Origin of the sequence: Salmonella sp. SJTUF14076, from assembly GCF_015534835.1 — a bacterium.
In the GTDB taxonomy this organism is placed as follows: domain Bacteria; phylum Pseudomonadota; class Gammaproteobacteria; order Enterobacterales; family Enterobacteriaceae; genus Salmonella; species Salmonella enterica.
Genome location: NZ_CP064674.1, coordinates 353,553 through 369,853 on the forward strand (window position 1 = coordinate 353,553; position 16,301 = coordinate 369,853).

Consider the following 16,301-nt stretch of genomic DNA (forward strand, 5'->3'; position numbering starts at 1 on the left):
GAATTTGCACTCTGTCACAATTCTAAATAACGGTATTAAAAAAGTATTCGGCGCGGTTGAAACGAGCGTCAGAGCTGGGCTGAGGTCATATTTCCGTTATTGTAAATAATGTCCTGGACAGGATGCGGATTTAACACAATGGCGATACCAGGCGTTTAATTAATTATGTTTAGTGAGTGAATCTCCCGCCGCTGAATATTTCAGGTAAGAAACTATTTCGGCGTCCATATAATCTTTCGAAAATACCCCTTCGCGATTTACTGTTATTTCTGTTTATTCATTTGATTATGCGTAACACTGGGTGTCGTTGACAGGAATCGGCGCGTTTATACAGGGGTAAGTGGCGGCGATCACACTTTTATGCTCATCCCCGCTCCTCCTCCCTCCCTAATCATTGCCGGGAGGAGGAAGGTCAACATCGAGCCTGGCAAACTAGCGATAACGTTGTTTTATTACCCGAGGACGGATTTCCTATGTCACAGCCAACCTTCAATAAAGATCAATTCCAGGCTGCCCTGACGCGTCAGTGGCAGCGTTTCGGTTTACTGTCGGCGTCCGACATGACGCCTCGTCAGTGGTGGCAGGCCGTTAGCGGCGCACTGGCGGAATTACTGAGCGCGCAACCGGTAGTGCAGCCGACGAAAGGCCAGCGTCATGTGAACTACATTTCGATGGAATTTTTGATTGGCCGCCTGACGGGAAATAACCTGTTAAATCTGGGGTGGTACCAGGACGTTAGCGATGTGCTGAAAGCGCACGATATTAATCTGACCGATCTGCTGGAAGAGGAAGTCGATCCGGCGCTCGGCAACGGTGGTCTGGGACGTCTGGCCGCCTGCTTCCTCGATTCGATGGCCACCGTCGGGCAGTCCGCTACGGGCTATGGTCTGAACTACCAGTATGGGCTGTTCCGTCAGTCATTTGTTGAGGGCAAGCAGGTGGAAGCGCCGGATGACTGGCATCGCGGCAGCTATCCGTGGTTCCGCCACAACGAGGCGCTGGACGTCCAGGTTGGGATCGGCGGTAAAGTCACCAAAGAAGGGCGCTGGGAACCCGGTTTTGTGATTACAGGCCAGGCCTGGGATCTGCCGGTGTTAGGCTATCGTAACGGTGTCGCTCAACCGCTGCGTTTGTGGCAGGCGACCCACGCGCATCCGTTTGATCTGACCAAATTCAACGACGGCGCTTTCCTGCGGGCGGAACAGCAGGGTATCGATGCGGAAAAACTGACGAAGGTGCTTTATCCCAACGATAACCACACGGCTGGCAAAAAACTGCGTCTGATGCAGCAATACTTCCAGTGCGCCTGCTCGGTAGCGGATATTTTGCGTCGCCATCATCTGGCCGGACGCAAACTGCATGAGCTGGCGGATTACGAGGTCATTCAGTTGAACGATACTCACCCGACCATCGCCATTCCGGAACTGCTGCGCGTGCTGATTGACGAGCACCAGCTGAGCTGGGATGACGCCTGGGCTATCACCAGCAAAACCTTCGCCTACACCAACCATACCCTGATGCCGGAAGCGCTGGAGTGCTGGGACGAGAGGTTAATCAAAGCGCTGTTGCCGCGTCATATGCAGATTATCAAGCAGATTAACGATCGCTTTAAGACGCTGGTCGATAACACCTGGCCTGGCGATAAGCAGGTATGGGCAAAACTGGCGGTGGTGCATGACCGTCAGGTACGCATGGCCAATATGTGCGTGGTCAGCGGCTTTGCGGTCAACGGTGTGGCGGCGCTGCACTCCGATCTGGTGGTGAAAGATCTGTTCCCGGAATATCACCAGCTTTGGCCGAACAAATTCCACAATGTCACCAACGGCATTACGCCGCGTCGCTGGATCAAACAGTGCAATCCGCAGCTTGCGGCGTTGCTGGATAAAACGCTGAAAAAAGAGTGGGCTAACGATCTCGACCAGTTGATCAATCTGGAAAAATACGCCGACGACGCCACATTCCGTCAGCAATATCGCGACATCAAACGGGCGAACAAACAACGGCTGGTGAAATTCATCCAGGCCCGTACCGGGATTGAGATTTCGAGTCATGCGATTTTTGATATTCAGATCAAACGCCTGCACGAGTACAAGCGTCAGCACCTGAACCTGTTGCATATTCTGGCGCTGTACAAAGAGATTCGCGAAAACCCGCAGGCTGACCGCGTACCGCGCGTATTCTTGTTTGGCGCGAAGGCGGCGCCGGGCTATTACCTGGCGAAGAACATCATTTTTGCTATCAATAAGGTTGCGGAAGCCATTAATAACGACCCGGCGGTGGGTGATAAGCTGAAGGTGGTTTTCCTGCCGGATTACTGCGTCTCGGCGGCGGAAATGCTCATTCCGGCGGCGGATATTTCCGAGCAAATTTCTACTGCCGGGAAAGAGGCGTCCGGCACCGGCAACATGAAACTGGCGCTGAACGGGGCGTTGACAGTGGGAACGCTGGACGGGGCTAACGTTGAAATCGCTGAAAAGGTGGGTGAAGAGAATATCTTTATCTTTGGCCATACTGTGGAAGAGGTCAAGGCGCTCAAAGCCAAAGGCTACGATCCGGTGAAATGGCGTAAAAAAGACAAAGTGCTGGATGCGGTGCTAAAAGAGCTGGAAAGCGGTCAATACAGCGATGGCGATAAACATGCCTTTGACCAGATGCTGCATAGCCTCGGCAAACAGGGGGGCGATCCGTACCTGGTCATGGCGGACTTCGCCGCTTATGTCGAGGCGCAAAAGCAGGTGGATGCGCTGTATCGCGACCAGGAAGCGTGGACGCGCGCCGTGATCCTCAATACCGCGCGCTGCGGTATGTTCAGTTCCGATCGCTCTATTCGCGATTATCAGGCCCGTATCTGGCAGGCAAAACGCTAAGGGAGCGCGATGGAAAATAAACGTCTCGATAGTGCCGCGCTGGCGGCGGGGATCAGCCCCAGTTACATCAATGCTCATGGCAAACCGCAGTCTATTGGCGCTGAAACCAAGAGACGTTTGCTGGCGGCGATGCACGGCACGACAACAGGACCACAGGCGGTCGTGCCGAATGTGAAGGTTTATACCGCGGGTAAAAAAATGGCGTTGCCGGTAGAGGGGCGCGGTGAGTTTGCCTGGCTGCTGACTACGGAAGAGGGCGAGCATTACAAAGGGCGCGTGACGGGCGGTAAAAAACTTAACCTGCCGGCTACGTTGCCGGAGGGCTACCACACCCTGACGTTGACCCAGGATGAACAGCGTACGCACTGCCGGATTATCGTCGCCCCGCCGCGATGCTATGAGCCGCAGGCGCTGCTGGAAGGGAAAAAACTGTGGGGGGCCTGCGTCCAGCTTTATACTCTGCGTTCAGAAAAAAACTGGGGTATTGGCGATTTCGGCGATTTGAAGTCGATGCTGGTCGACGTGGCGACACGCGGCGGCGCGTTTATCGGCCTGAACCCGATCCACGCGCTTTATCCGGCGAATCCGGAGAGCGCCAGTCCCTACAGCCCCTCGTCTCGTCGCTGGCTGAACGTGATATATATCGACGTCAACGCCGTCGAAGATTTCCGCCTGAGCGAAGAGGCGCAGGCATGGTGGCAAATGCCCGCCACACAGCAAAAGCTGCGACAGGCACGCGATGCGCAATGGGTGGATTACGCTACCGTTACCGCGCTGAAAATCACGGCGCTGCGGATGGCGTGGACGCGGTTTGCCGCTCGCGACGATGCGCAAATGGCGGAGTTTCGTCACTTTATCGCCCGCGAAGGCGAGAGCCTTTACTGGCAGGCGGCATTTGACGCGCTGCATGCGTATCAGGTGAAAGAGGATGAGCAGCGCTGGGGCTGGCCAGCCTGGCCGGAGGCTTACCAGTCGGTAGAGTCTCCCGCGGTAAAACAATTCTGTGAAGCGCACCGCGAAGAGGTGGAGTTTTACCTCTGGCTTCAGTGGCTGGCCTGGCGCCAATTCGCCGCCTGCTGGGATACCTGCCAGAGTTTTAAACTACCGATTGGTCTGTACCGCGATCTGGCGGTTGGCGTAGCGGAAGGCGGCGCGGAAACCTGGTGCGACCGGGAGTTGTACTGCCTGAAAGCATCTGTCGGCGCGCCGCCGGATATCCTCGGCCCGCTCGGTCAGAACTGGGGGCTGCCGCCAATGGACCCGCATATCATTGTCGCCCGGGCGTATGAGCCCTTTATCGACCTGCTGCGCGCCAATATGCAAAACTGCGGCGCGTTGCGCATTGACCATGTCATGTCGTTGCTGCGTCTGTGGTGGATACCGTATGGCGAAACAGCGGATCAGGGGGCTTACGTCCATTATCCGGTAGATGATTTGCTTTCTATTCTGGCGCTGGAGAGTCAACGTCACCGTTGTATGGTGATAGGCGAAGATCTGGGGACGGTGCCAGTTGAGATTGTCGGCAAGCTGCGCGATAGCGGGGTCTATTCTTATAAAGTGCTGTGGTTTGAAAATGACCTTGAGAAAAACTTCCGCGCGCCAGGCGCGTATCCGCAACAATCGATGGCTGTCGCCTCGACGCACGATCTCCCCACGCTGCGCGGCTATTGGGAATGCGGTGACCTGACGTTGGGTAAAGCTCTGGGGCTTTATCCGGATGAAGTGATTCTGCGCGGGCTGTATGAGGATCGCGAGCGGGCGAAACAGGGGCTATTGGACGCGCTGCATAAATATGGCTGTCTACCAAAACGCGCCGGGCATAAGGCATCGTTAATGTCGATGACGCCAACGCTAAATCGCGGGCTTCAGCGCTACATCGCCGACAGTAACAGCGGTCTGTTGGGGCTTCAGCCGGAGGACTGGCTGGATATGGCCGATCCGGTTAACGTACCGGGCACCAGCGATCAGTATAAAAACTGGCGGCGGAAATTGTCTGCATCTCTTGAGGCCATGTTTGCCGATGAGGGCGTAAACAAGCTGATTAAGGATTTGGATAAGCGCCGAAAAGCGGCCGCGAAGAAGAAGTAATAAAGCCGGGGATTTCCCCGGCTTTATGATGGTGAGAGCACGTAGGTCTGATAAGCGCAGCGCCATCAGGCAATCCTGGCGCACATTGCTACCTTATCCGGCCTACAAGCCGTCTCGCTTAAACCACCATACCCAGTAGCAGACAGCCGATCAGGCCGCAGACGGAGATGATCGTTTCCAGCATCGACCAGGATTTAATGGTCTCGCCGATAGTCAAATTGAAATACTCTTTGAACAGCCAGAAGCCCGGGTCGTTGACGTGAGAGAAAATCACGCTCCCGGAACCGACTGCGATAACCATCAGTTCAGGGCTAACGCCGGTAGTGGCGATCAGCGGCGCCGCAATGCCGCCTGCGGTAATCGCCGCGACAGTCGCGGAGCCCAGCGCGATACGCAGCACCGCCGCGATAGACCACGCCATCAACAGCGGAGAGACATTGGTTTCATGCATCATTGAAGCGATGTATTTATCCACGCCGCTATCGACCAGCACCTGCTTGAATGCGCCGCCGCCGCCGATGATCAGCAGCATCATGGCGATAATTTTGATGGAAGAGACCAGCGTATCGTTAATCTGATCCATGGAACGCCCGCGGTTCAGGCCAAAGGTGAACATCGCAATCAGTACGGCAATCAACGTAGCCATTACCGGGTCGCCCAGGAACTCGGCAACAGGCAGGAAAGCGTGGCCTTTTGGCAGAATCATCTCGGCAACCGCACGCATCGCCATCAGAATAACCGGAACCAGCGACGTCCAGACGCTGACGCCAAAGCCCGGCATCTCTTCTTCCGTAAAAGTTTTCGCGCTGTACAGGCCTTCCGGGATCGGCTTATCGATGCCTTTCAGGAAACGGGCGTAAACCGGTCCGGCAAGGATCACGGTCGGGATCGCCAGAATCGTACCAAACAGCAGCGTCTTACCCATATCGGCATGGAAAATCGTGGCGATTGCGGTTGGACCCGGGTGCGGCGGCAGGAAACCATGTGTGACGGAGAGCGCCGCGGCCATCGGCACGCCGACGTACAGTAACGGGATATTCGCCGCTGCGGCAATGGTGAATACCAGCGGCAGCATCAGAACGAAGCCCACTTCATAGAACAGAGCGAAGCCGACGGTAAAGCCGGTTAACACTACGGCCCACTGAATATACTTTTTACCAAATTTCGCGATCAGGGTAGTGGCGATACGTTGAGCGCCGCCGCAGTCGGCAAGCATTTTGCCCAGCATGGCGCCGAACCCCATAATCAGGGCCAGACTGCCAAGCGTACCACCGACACCGGCTTTGATGGAGCCGATGACTTTATCCAGAGGCATTCCCTGCATCAACCCGACAGCGAGCGCTACCAGGACAAGGGCGATAAATCCGTTCATTTTGAAGCGGATCATCAGAAGAAGTAACAAGATAACACCGATAGCAACGATGACTAATGGCATGATTTACCTGGCCTTTACTTTGTTATGGGTAACGTCATTGTTTCGACGACAAATTCCTGTTGTTCCCGACGGGAACAGAGTCGCAATAGCACCAATACTGATTACCGTTGAAACGAATGAGCGTAGTCAGATGTTATATGGATGTTAGGTGCCCATAAGAATGATACGGGTAACATATGGGTGTTGAAAATGACCCTGGCAGGCAAAATTTAAATTATGAGACACAGGTCATGTTATCGGCGAAAGAAGAAGGGCCATTGTTATGAGATGTGGTTGATAGCGCCGGATGGCGGCGTAGACGCCTTATTCGGCCTACGGTGGGGCAGACAAGGCCCGACAGGCGCAAGCGCCATCGGGCATGGATGCGGGGAAAATCTTAGTAGTAGGAGTGCTCGCCGCGCTGGTGTTCGGTCAGATCGCGAACCCCTTTCAGTTCCGGGAATTCATTCAGCAACTGTTTCTCGATCCCTTCTTTCAGCGTGACGTCAACCATCGAGCAACCGTTACAACCGCCGCCAAACTGCAGAATTGCATAGCCTTCATCGGTAATTTCCATCAGCGAGACGCGACCGCCGTGGCCCGCCAACTGCGGGTTAATCTGCGATTGCAGAGCATATTCCACGCGCTCCATCAGCGGCGCGTCATCGGCCACTTTGCGCATCTTCGCGTTTGGCGCTTTCAATGTGAGTTGAGAACCTAGCTGGTCGGTCACGAAATCAATTTCCGCGTCTTCCAGATAGGGCGCGCTCAGCTCGTCGACATAAGCGGTCAACAGGTCAAATTTTAGTGCAGTATCGGTGGCTTCTACGGCGTCGGGCGGACAATAAGAAACGCCGCACTCTGCGTTAGGAGTGCCGGGATTAATGACAAATACGCGGATTTGCGTCCCTTCTTCCTGATTTGCCAGCAGTTTGGCAAAGTGCGCTTGTGCAGCATCGGAAATACGGATCATAGTAATGGCCTAATAGTTGACTATTTTAGTTGGTTATAATACGCCCATCATCGAGGCTCTACAAGGTTCGACACAGGCACCATACCTGGACAGTCGCTGCGCCGTTGCGCAAAAGCAGTTGCGCGATTTCCGCGACGGTACTTCCGGTAGTGACGACATCATCCACAATAACCATATGGAGACCCTGTACCGGCAATTCAAGGCGAAACGCGTTTTTCAAATTGCGCTTACGTAACCTGGCGCTGAGATGATGTTGTGTTGCGGTCGCCCGTACCCGCGTGATGGTCTGGCTGTCCCACGCGCAGCCCAGCCAGTGCGCTAACGGTTGGCATAACAGATCGCTTTGGTTAAATCCCCGCCGCCAGTGTCGGCGCGACCAGAGCGGAACGCTGACGATTCTGTCGGGAAGCTGCAAGCCAGTGCTGCGGCGCGCCATGAGGACTTCCTGCAACAGTAGACGCGCCAGAGCGGCGGCAATTTCGCTACGGCGGGTAAATTTAAGCTGATGCACCAGTAAACTCAAGGGCGGCGTATAGTCACTGACGCTCACCAGACGCTGCCAGGGCGGCGGTTTTTGCAGGCAGCGACCGCAGGGAAGCGAAGGATGCCCGGCAGGTAATCCGCATTGCGGACACAGGCTGACGCGCTGACGAACGGCGCGCGCGCATACGGAACAAATCCCCCAGTGGCTTAACGCCAGCGGCATTCGGCATAGCCAGCATAATCCCGGTACTGTTAGCATAGGTGCATCCTTGTTAGACAAAAGAGAACAGTAACTGATGAATGACATCTGGTGGCAGACCTACGGCGAGGGAAATTGTCATCTTGTGCTGCTGCACGGATGGGGATTGAACGCGGAGGTATGGCATTGCATTCGCGAGGAACTCGGCTCGCATTTTACGCTGCATCTGGTCGACTTGCCGGGCTATGGTCGCAGCTCGGGGTTTGGCGCCATGACGCTTGAAGAGATGACGGCGCAGGTAGCGAAAAACGCGCCGGACCAGGCTATCTGGCTTGGCTGGAGCCTGGGCGGCCTGGTGGCGAGTCAGATGGCGCTCACCCACCCTGAACGCGTTCAGGCGCTGGTGACAGTCGCCTCTTCGCCATGCTTTAGCGCGCGTGAGGGGTGGCCGGGAATAAAACCAGAAATCCTCGGCGGATTCCAGCAGCAGCTTAGCGACGATTTTCAGCGCACGGTGGAGCGTTTTCTGGCGCTGCAAACGTTAGGGACGGAGACGGCGCGTCAGGATGCCCGCACCTTAAAAAGCGTGGTGCTGGCGCAGCCTATGCCGGATGTAGAGGTGCTCAATGGCGGACTGGAAATCTTAAAAACGGTCGATCTACGAGAAGCGCTTAAAAATGTGAACATGCCGTTTTTGCGTTTGTATGGTTATCTGGACGGTCTGGTGCCGCGTAAAATCGTGCCTTTGCTCGATACGTTATGGCCGCACAGTACATCACAGATAATGGCGAAGGCGGCCCATGCGCCGTTTATCTCGCATCCGGCGGCGTTTTGCCAGGCGCTGAAGACGCTAAAATCATCGCTGTAACCAGGGCGTTGCCGGGCCCGGACCATTCTGCAAGATTAATGACTTTCAGACGCCAGATCGGCAGGCGCCAGCCCGGTAACCCTAAGCACGGTATCGCGATCGAAACCATCGTTTAGCATGGAGCGGGCAATGCGCAATGCGGCGAGCCGTTGACCTTCCTGCTTGCCTTGCTGTAACCCGTTACGATGTCCTTCCTGACGTAATCTGTCTGCGATAGTCATGATCTTCTCCTTATGCTGTGGGATACGCATAGCCACCTGGCGGATAAACGTATTGAAGCGCGCGGCGTCGCCAGTGTGCATCATGTAATTAAACAAACTTTGAAGCTGGGTGTCATTAGCGTATCCCTTAACCAGCAGGGCGACCAGCTGTTCGACAAGCCCCATCAGATCGCGCTGGCGGATGTGTTTTTGTATGAGTTCCAGCAGCGCGACCCGTCGGTGCCGCATAATCTCGTCGTCCGGCACGACCGTAATATCGACCAGAGGAAAGGCGGTGGCGTATAGCTTACGCGCCATCACCGGGTCGGCAAATTCATCCAGCCAGCATAATGAGAACGGATACGGGCTGCGGTTTCCGTGATAAAACAGCATTGGCACCACTAACGGCAACGTCTTATGCCCGGCCTCCAGGTGCCGTTGCATTGCAGCCATTGCGTAACGCATCAGCCGAAATGCCATATGCGCGTCCGGCGTACTCTGATGTTCAATAACCACGTAAATGTAACCTTCACCTTCACTTGTTTCCAGCGACCAAAGAATATCGGAATAATGGGGGCGTAAATCCTCTTCAATAAAGCTACCTGACTCCAGCCGTAACGTATTCAGATTACAGATTTGACGTAATGTCGACGGGAGATGGATTTCCAAAAAATCCCGTGCAGTATCGGGGTGGCATAAAAACTGTTTGAATACCGCGTCATGCGGCGTGGATGTTGTTGAGGTCGCCATATCGATCCGTCATCGGTGAAGTTCAATGGCGTGACACTACGCGCAGACCGGGCTGATTGCAGTAGAGGATTAGTGCGCTTGCGAGGCGCGTGGGGAGATAAATGCGCACGGCGGTAACGCTTTCATCTTTGTGGAAGGCATGACGCAAAATTGCCCGGCAGCGTGACGCGTACCAGGCAATATAACGCGGGATAAAGGCCGGATAAGACGCGTTACGTCGCTACCCGGCGAAGGTCAACGCAAGGCCCACCATTCGCGCAGGCAGGCTTTACCTTCCGGACAACTTTTACAGCTGCCTGAAAGGCAGCCGTCCGGTTCTTCCGGGATACGTACCGCTTTACCCATGCTCTCCAGTTGATTCAGCATGGCGTCGATCATGGGCTGCGGAGCGTGCAGCGTATGGCTGATTTGCGTTGCCTCCATGCGCCCCCGTAGCGCCAGTAGATCGCGAACCTGTATCAATGAAGCCATTTTTTACATCCCTTAGTGACAATTGCCCGCAGTGCCCGAACAACAGGATGTGACGCTTTTGCGGGTTGCCAGCAGTTCAATGTCTACACGGCTGCGGGCGCGGCGTAGCAGACTTAATACCACAACGTTAAAGACGATTACCGCCAGAATACAGATCAGGCTGTAAGTCGGGTGCTGACTGAAGCTGGTAACCTGGTAGAACAGCGTGGCGAGCGAATAGGCGATATTCAGCCCCCACAGGATGGAGAAGCTCATCCAGCCGCGGCTGGACTCGCGGGCGATAGCGCCCATTACCGAGATACACGGTACGTAAAGCAGGACGAAAATCAGGTAACTGTACGCCGCCGCGGCGCTGCCGAATTTTTGATCCATCACGCCCATCGCGCCGGTCGCCATTTCGCCGTCGCCTTTACTCGCTTCGATCGGGTTAGCCAGTACGCTCAGGCTAAAGGTGTCTTTCAGGCTTTGCCAGGTATCGTCAACCGCGCCCAGCAGTTCATCGCCGAGGTGAAAGTCAGCAGGATTAAACGCTTCGTCCTGAATATTTTCGGCGGTATAGAGTGTGTTCAGCGTACCGACGACAACTTCTTTCGCCATGGCGCCCGTAAACAGACCCACGGTTGCTTGCCAGTTATCCTCATGGACGCCGATCGGTTTAAAGACCGGCGTGATGACGCGGCTTACGGAGGCGAGGGCGGAGTCATTAATGTTATCGACGATTTTGCCGCTCAGCGAGAAACTGTTAAACGCGCTCAGGAAAATACTCACGATGATAATGACTTTACCGGCGCGTAGTACAAAACCTTTCAGGCGTTGCCAGGTCTGGATGATCAGGCTCTTGATATGCGGTACGTGGTAAACCGGCAGCTCCATCACAAACGGAGAGGCTTCGCCGCGCATAATGGTATGCTTCAGCATCAGGCCGGTTAATACCGCCATGACAATACCCAGCACGTACAGCGAGAAGACCGCCAGCGCGCCGTTTTGCCCGAAGAAGGCGGCGGCAAAGACGGCGAAAATCGCCAGGCGCGCGCCACAGGACATAAACGGCGCCATCATGATGGTCATCAGACGTTCGCGCGGAGCGTCAAGCGTGCGGGCGCCCATCACGGAAGGCACGTTACAGCCGAAGCCGACAATCAGCGGCACGAAGGATTTACCCGGTAGTCCCAGCGCCTGCATCAGGCGATCCATGACGAAGGCCGCGCGCGCCATATAACCGGAGTCTTCAAGGAAGGAGAGGAACAGGTACATCATCCCGATTTGCGGCACCAGCGGCAGGACGGTATTGATCCCGCCGCCAAGACCTTGCGCCAGGAAGATGGTTAACCAATCCGGGAAGTGCAACGTGTAGCCAATCCATTGAATGCCATGAATAAAGATGGCGACGGAACCGGCATCAAACAGGGGTTGCAACGCGCCGCCGATGTTAATGGCGAGTAGGAACATCAGGTACATCACGAACAAAAAAATCGGTAAGCCGAGGAAGCGGTTCAGGATAATTTTATCGACCGCCCTGGTGAAGCGGCTGGGTTCGGCTGTCAAGGTATTGCTGACCACGTCGCAAATAGCGGCGATACACTGGTAACGGGCGTCGGCGATATGCAGCGCCGGGTCGTCCATTTCGTCCTTCAGACGGGCAAGGGAGGTGTCCAGGTTTTGCGCCGCCTCGCCTGCGTAAGCCCGACTGTAGATATCGCCCTCCAGCATTTGCAGACCCAGCCAGCGGCGCTGTTGTAAAGGCATCTCCTGGGCCATCGCGTCGGCCAGGAAACCCGCTTCGCGCAGCAGCGGCTGGGCATAATGCACCAGTTCGACGTTGTCGTTAGCGTTGTGACGGTCAATGGCCAGTTTCAGCGCCTCGATACCGCGACCGCGAGTCGATACCAGCGGTACGACAGGGCAACCCAGACGCGTGGACAGAGCGTCGACATCAATACGAACCTGCTGTTTTTCAGCGATATCCAGCATATTGAGCGCGACAATACAGGGGATACCCAGCTCCAGCAGCTGCAGCGTCAAATAGAGGTTGCGCTCCAGATTGGAGGCGTCTACAACGTTTATCAACAGGTCGGCGTCGCCGCTCAGGATGTAGTGGCAGGCGATCTGTTCGTCGAGAGAGGTTTGTGACGAGATGGTCGTCAGAGAATAGGTGCCGGGTAAATCTACCAGCGTGACCTGGTGGTCAGTTGTCGAGAACTGGCCCTCTTTACGCTCGACGGTGACGCCCGCCCAGTTCCCCACGCGCTGACGCGCGCCGGTGAGTTGGTTAAATAAGGTGGTCTTGCCGGAATTAGGATTACCAATTAAACCAATGGTTAATTTTTTCATTTTTATAGACTCACTGTATTAACAGGAAACCGCTTCCACTTCTATTAACGCCAAATCCTTTTTACGTAAAACCAGACTCACGCGTCGTGTTTCGATATGGATCGGATCGCCTAAGGGCGCGACGCGGACGACATTAAATGAAGAGCCGGGCAACATGCCGAGCGAAAGCAGTTTTTGACGATACGCCGGGCTGATTTCACGCGCAAAGCCGGTGATTTTCCACGCAGTGTCAGGAGTGAATTGCATACGACCTACTTGTTTCTTACTAACTGGATGTATACCTCATGCGGCGCTCAGGGGGGCGGCAGGAGACCCGATGTTTAGCCAACGAAGGAAAGAGTAAATAATCAACAACACAATGATAATGAGAATGGTTTCTATCTTCAACGATTAAAATGTGACGGAATGTACAAATAAGCGATAATTTGCGCCGATGTTGATATGGCTCAACATTTATTTGTCTTTTTGCAAATACCCCTAATGTGCAAATATCCACCGTTTTTAATGTTTAATTAAGGTTTCATCTGTTAATAAAGTGATAATTAATAGTGCGGATAGCAGAAGAAAATTAATTAACAGGTTCTAATGGGTAAGATTTAATTGTTAATTAAAAAAGAAAGGGTTGGACGTATTGCAAAATCGCAGGCCGGATAAGAAGTAACCCGGCCTGCGTATTACCCGATTAGCGTTTTTTTCCCATTGCGGCTGCCAGCGCGTCCATCATGGCGCTGTTACCGGCTGGCTGAGCGTCACGACCGCGCGGTTTCGCCGCTTTAGATGCCGGGCGGTTGCCCTGCGCGCGATCGGCGGCGCCGCCGCGGCGAGCGGCGGTTTCGCCGGGCTGTTCGTCCAGACGCATCGTCAGCGCAATACGCTTACGTTGCAGATCCACTTCCAGCACTTTCACCTTCACAATATCGCCCGCTTTCACCACGGTGTGTGGATCTTCAACGAACTTATTCGAGAGCGAGGAGATATGCACCAGGCCATCCTGATGAACGCCGATATCGACAAACGCGCCGAAGTTAGTGACGTTAGTGACCGCCCCTTCCAGAATCATCCCCGGTAGCAGGTCGTTCATGGTTTCGACGCCATCGGCGAATTGCGCGGTTTTAAATTCAGGACGCGGGTCGCGGCCCGGTTTTTCCAGCTCTTTGATGATATCGCTCACGGTCGGCACGCCGAATTTATCGTCGGTAAAATCAGCGGCCTTGAGGTGGCGTAATTCGTTGCTGTTGCCCATCAGATCTTTTAGCGCTTGCTGCGTCGCCGCCAGAATGCGTTCGACAACCGGATAGGCTTCCGGGTGGACGGTGGACGCATCCAGTGGGTTATCGCCGTGGTTAATACGCAGGAAGCCCGCGCACTGCTCAAACGCTTTCGGCCCCAGACGGCTCACCTTCAACAGTTGCTGGCGGTTCTGAAACTGACCGTTCTCATCGCGCCAGGCGACGATGTTTTGCGCCATCATGCGCGTTAAGCCCGCGACGCGGGTCAGCAGCGGCACGGAGGCGGTATTCAAATCGACGCCGACGGCGTTTACGCAGTCTTCGACCACCGCATCCAGTTTACGGGCCAACTGGGTCTGGCTGACATCGTGTTGATATTGGCCGACGCCGATGGATTTCGGATCGATTTTCACCAGTTCCGCCAGCGGATCCTGCAGACGACGCGCGATAGAGACCGCGCCGCGCAGGGAGACGTCGAGATCCGGAAACTCCTGCGCCGCCAGCTCAGAAGCGGAATACACGGACGCCCCCGCTTCGCTGACGATCACTTTCTGCGCCGTCACGTTCGGGAACTGTTTCTGTACGTCGAGATAGAAGCGTTCGGTTTCACGCGAGGCCGTACCGTTGCCAATCGCGACCAGTTCGACATGGTATTTTTCGCACAGCGCGGCGATCACGGTAGCCGCTTTGGCCGCCTGACCGGTATGCGGATAAATGGTATCCGTCGCCACCAGCTTGCCGGTGCCGTCAACGACAGCGACTTTTACGCCGGTACGCAGGCCAGGATCAAGGCCCATCGTGGCGCGCAGGCCTGCGGGGGCTGCCATCAGCAGGTCGTGCAGGTTACGCGCAAACACGTTAATCGCTTCGTCTTCCGCACGTTCGCGCACGGTGCCCATCAGTTCGGTTTCGAGGTGCATTAAGACTTTGATACGCCACGTCCAGCTCACTACGCCTTTGCGCCAGCTATCCGCCGGGGCGTTATTTAGCCGCAGGCCGAGATGGTCCATGATGATTTGCTCGCAGTAGCTCTCTTTCGGCGGCTCATCAAACTGTGGGTCGGCATTGAGCGAAAGTTGCAGAATGCCTTCGTTACGACCACGGAACATGGCCAGCGCACGGTGAGACGGGACGTTAGCAATGGGCTCATGATGGTCGAAGTAGTCGCGGAATTTTGCCCCTTCTTCCTCTTTGCCGCTCACGACGGTGGCGACCAGATGGGCGTTCTTCCACAGGTAATCACGCACTTTCGCCAGCAATGCGGCGTCTTCGGCAAAGCGCTCCATCAGAATGTAGCGTGCGCCGTCGAGCGCGGCTTTCGTGTCCGCCACGCCTTTGTCGCCATCAATGTACTTTGCCGCTTCCACGTCAGGATCGTGGGACGGCTCGTTCCAGAGCAGATCGGCCAGCGGCTCAAGGCCGGCTTCAATGGCGATTTGTCCACGGGTGCGGCGTTTAGGTTTATAGGGCAGGTAGAGGTCTTCGAGCTCGGTCTTACTTAACGTAGCGTTGATGGCGCCAGCCAGCTCATCGGTCAGTTTGCCTTGTTCGGAAATGGACTTGAGGATAGCCTGACGCCTGTCTTCCAGCTCACGCAGATAGCCCAGACGCGTTTCCAGGTTACGCAACTGCGTGTCATCCAGACCGCCGGTGATTTCTTTACGATAACGTGCGATAAACGGCACGGTGTTCCCTTCGTCAAGCAGGCGAACGGCAGCTTCAACCTGCCCGGCATTTGCCTGGATTTCACCCGCAATAATGCGGCAGAAAGAATCATTCATCATGGGTTAGCTTCGTCTTCAGGATAAAAATCAGGGGATAGTTATACGGATTGGCTGGCAAAAATGCCAGCCATCAGCGGGGGCTTAGGATTCTTCTTGTCTTATTTGACGTATTCGATCGCATTGACGTACCAGTTTGCTTCGCCGACAGGGGTGTTGACCACCGCCAGATCGCCCACTTCTTTTTTCAGTAGCGCCCGCGCCATCGGCGAGTCGATAGAGATGTAATCCTTACGTCCGAAAATTTCATCGTAGCCGACAATGCGGAACTTCAGCGTATCGCCGTCATCATTTTCGATTTCCACCCAGGCGCCGAAGAAGACTTTGCCCTCCTGCTGCGGGGAATAATCCACGATTTTGAGATTTTCCATGCATTTGGTCAGATATCTGACGCGTCTGTCGATCTCACGCAGGCGCTTTTTATTATACTGATAGTCGGCATTCTCGCTGCGGTCGCCCAGACTCGCAGCCCAGGTCACTTTTTTGGTGACCTCCGGGCGCTCTTCACGCCAGAGATAATTGAGCTCTTGTTTGAGTGTTTCGTACCCTTCGCGGGTGATCAGGGGCGTTTTCATCTCGTTGATTTACCTTTGCTGTCGATATTGCGCACACGGGGTATAACGTGATCGTCCCGACAGAATAAATAA

12 protein-coding genes are annotated in these 16,301 nt (G+C 55.0%); 3 read left to right on the forward strand and 9 right to left on the reverse strand.

What is annotated here, in order from left to right; genetic code table 11:
- Positions 1 to 473: 473 nt before the first annotated feature.
- Together malP and malQ are read left to right on the forward strand one after the other, a co-directional pair.
- Positions 474 to 2,867 (forward strand): maltodextrin phosphorylase, encoded by a 2,394-nt coding sequence (gene malP / locus HU143_RS01595; protein ID WP_023227433.1) that lies wholly within the window; start codon positions 474 to 476, stop codon positions 2,865 to 2,867.
- 9 nt (positions 2,868 to 2,876) lie between these two features.
- On the forward strand, positions 2,877 to 4,955 hold the full coding sequence (malQ, locus tag HU143_RS01600) for a 4-alpha-glucanotransferase (protein ID WP_023227434.1): 2,079 nt from the start codon (positions 2,877 to 2,879) through the stop codon (positions 4,953 to 4,955).
- A 118-nt stretch (positions 4,956 to 5,073) separates the two neighbouring features.
- Here malQ and gntT read toward each other — a convergent pair whose 3' ends face one another.
- The 3 genes from gntT to gntX all read right to left on the reverse strand — a co-directional run bounded on the left by gntT (position 5,074) and on the right by gntX (position 8,084).
- Complete coding sequence (gene gntT / locus HU143_RS01605; protein WP_023227435.1) at positions 5,074 to 6,390, reverse strand: gluconate transporter; 1,317 nt, start codon at positions 6,388 to 6,390, stop codon at positions 5,074 to 5,076.
- A 376-nt stretch (positions 6,391 to 6,766) separates the two neighbouring features.
- The gene (gene nfuA / locus HU143_RS01610; RefSeq protein WP_000619387.1) at positions 6,767 to 7,342 is read right to left on the reverse strand and encodes a Fe-S biogenesis protein NfuA; all 576 of its coding nucleotides are present in this window, start codon (positions 7,340 to 7,342) and stop codon (positions 6,767 to 6,769) included.
- A gap of 58 nt (positions 7,343 to 7,400) precedes the next feature.
- Positions 7,401 to 8,084, reverse strand: coding sequence for a DNA utilization protein GntX (gene gntX / locus HU143_RS01615; RefSeq protein WP_023227436.1), 684 nt, complete (start codon positions 8,082 to 8,084; stop codon positions 7,401 to 7,403).
- Positions 8,085 to 8,121: 37 nt separating this feature from the next.
- Here gntX and bioH point away from each other — a divergent pair, with 37 nt between their 5' ends.
- On the forward strand, positions 8,122 to 8,892 hold the full coding sequence (gene bioH / locus HU143_RS01620) for a pimeloyl-ACP methyl ester esterase BioH (RefSeq protein ID WP_023227437.1): 771 nt from the start codon (positions 8,122 to 8,124) through the stop codon (positions 8,890 to 8,892).
- 35 nt (positions 8,893 to 8,927) lie between these two features.
- Here the strand turns inward: bioH and HU143_RS01625 are convergent, their stop codons facing one another.
- The 6 genes from HU143_RS01625 to greB all read right to left on the reverse strand — a co-directional run bounded on the left by HU143_RS01625 (position 8,928) and on the right by greB (position 16,229).
- Positions 8,928 to 9,842, reverse strand: coding sequence for an Rpn family recombination-promoting nuclease/putative transposase (locus tag HU143_RS01625; RefSeq protein WP_000235946.1), 915 nt, complete (start codon positions 9,840 to 9,842; stop codon positions 8,928 to 8,930).
- Between the two features lie 234 nt (positions 9,843 to 10,076).
- Complete coding sequence (feoC, locus tag HU143_RS01630; protein WP_023227438.1) at positions 10,077 to 10,313, reverse strand: [Fe-S]-dependent transcriptional repressor FeoC; 237 nt, start codon at positions 10,311 to 10,313, stop codon at positions 10,077 to 10,079.
- A 12-nt stretch (positions 10,314 to 10,325) separates the two neighbouring features.
- On the reverse strand, positions 10,326 to 12,644 hold the full coding sequence (feoB, locus tag HU143_RS01635) for a Fe(2+) transporter permease subunit FeoB (protein ID WP_023227439.1): 2,319 nt from the start codon (positions 12,642 to 12,644) through the stop codon (positions 10,326 to 10,328).
- 18 nt (positions 12,645 to 12,662) lie between these two features.
- A complete protein-coding gene (gene feoA, locus HU143_RS01640) occupies positions 12,663 to 12,890 on the reverse strand; it encodes a ferrous iron transporter A (RefSeq protein WP_001160955.1) in 228 nt (75 codons plus the stop codon).
- A gap of 436 nt (positions 12,891 to 13,326) precedes the next feature.
- Entirely contained in the window at positions 13,327 to 15,657 is a 2,331-nt protein-coding gene (locus HU143_RS01645) for a Tex family protein (protein WP_023227440.1), read from the reverse strand.
- Between the two features lie 98 nt (positions 15,658 to 15,755).
- Positions 15,756 to 16,229 carry a transcription elongation factor GreB gene (gene greB / locus HU143_RS01650; RefSeq protein WP_000856695.1) on the reverse strand — a complete coding sequence of 158 codons (474 nt, stop codon included), beginning with the start codon at positions 16,227 to 16,229 and terminating at the stop codon, positions 15,756 to 15,758.
- Positions 16,230 to 16,301: the final 72 nt, after the last annotated feature.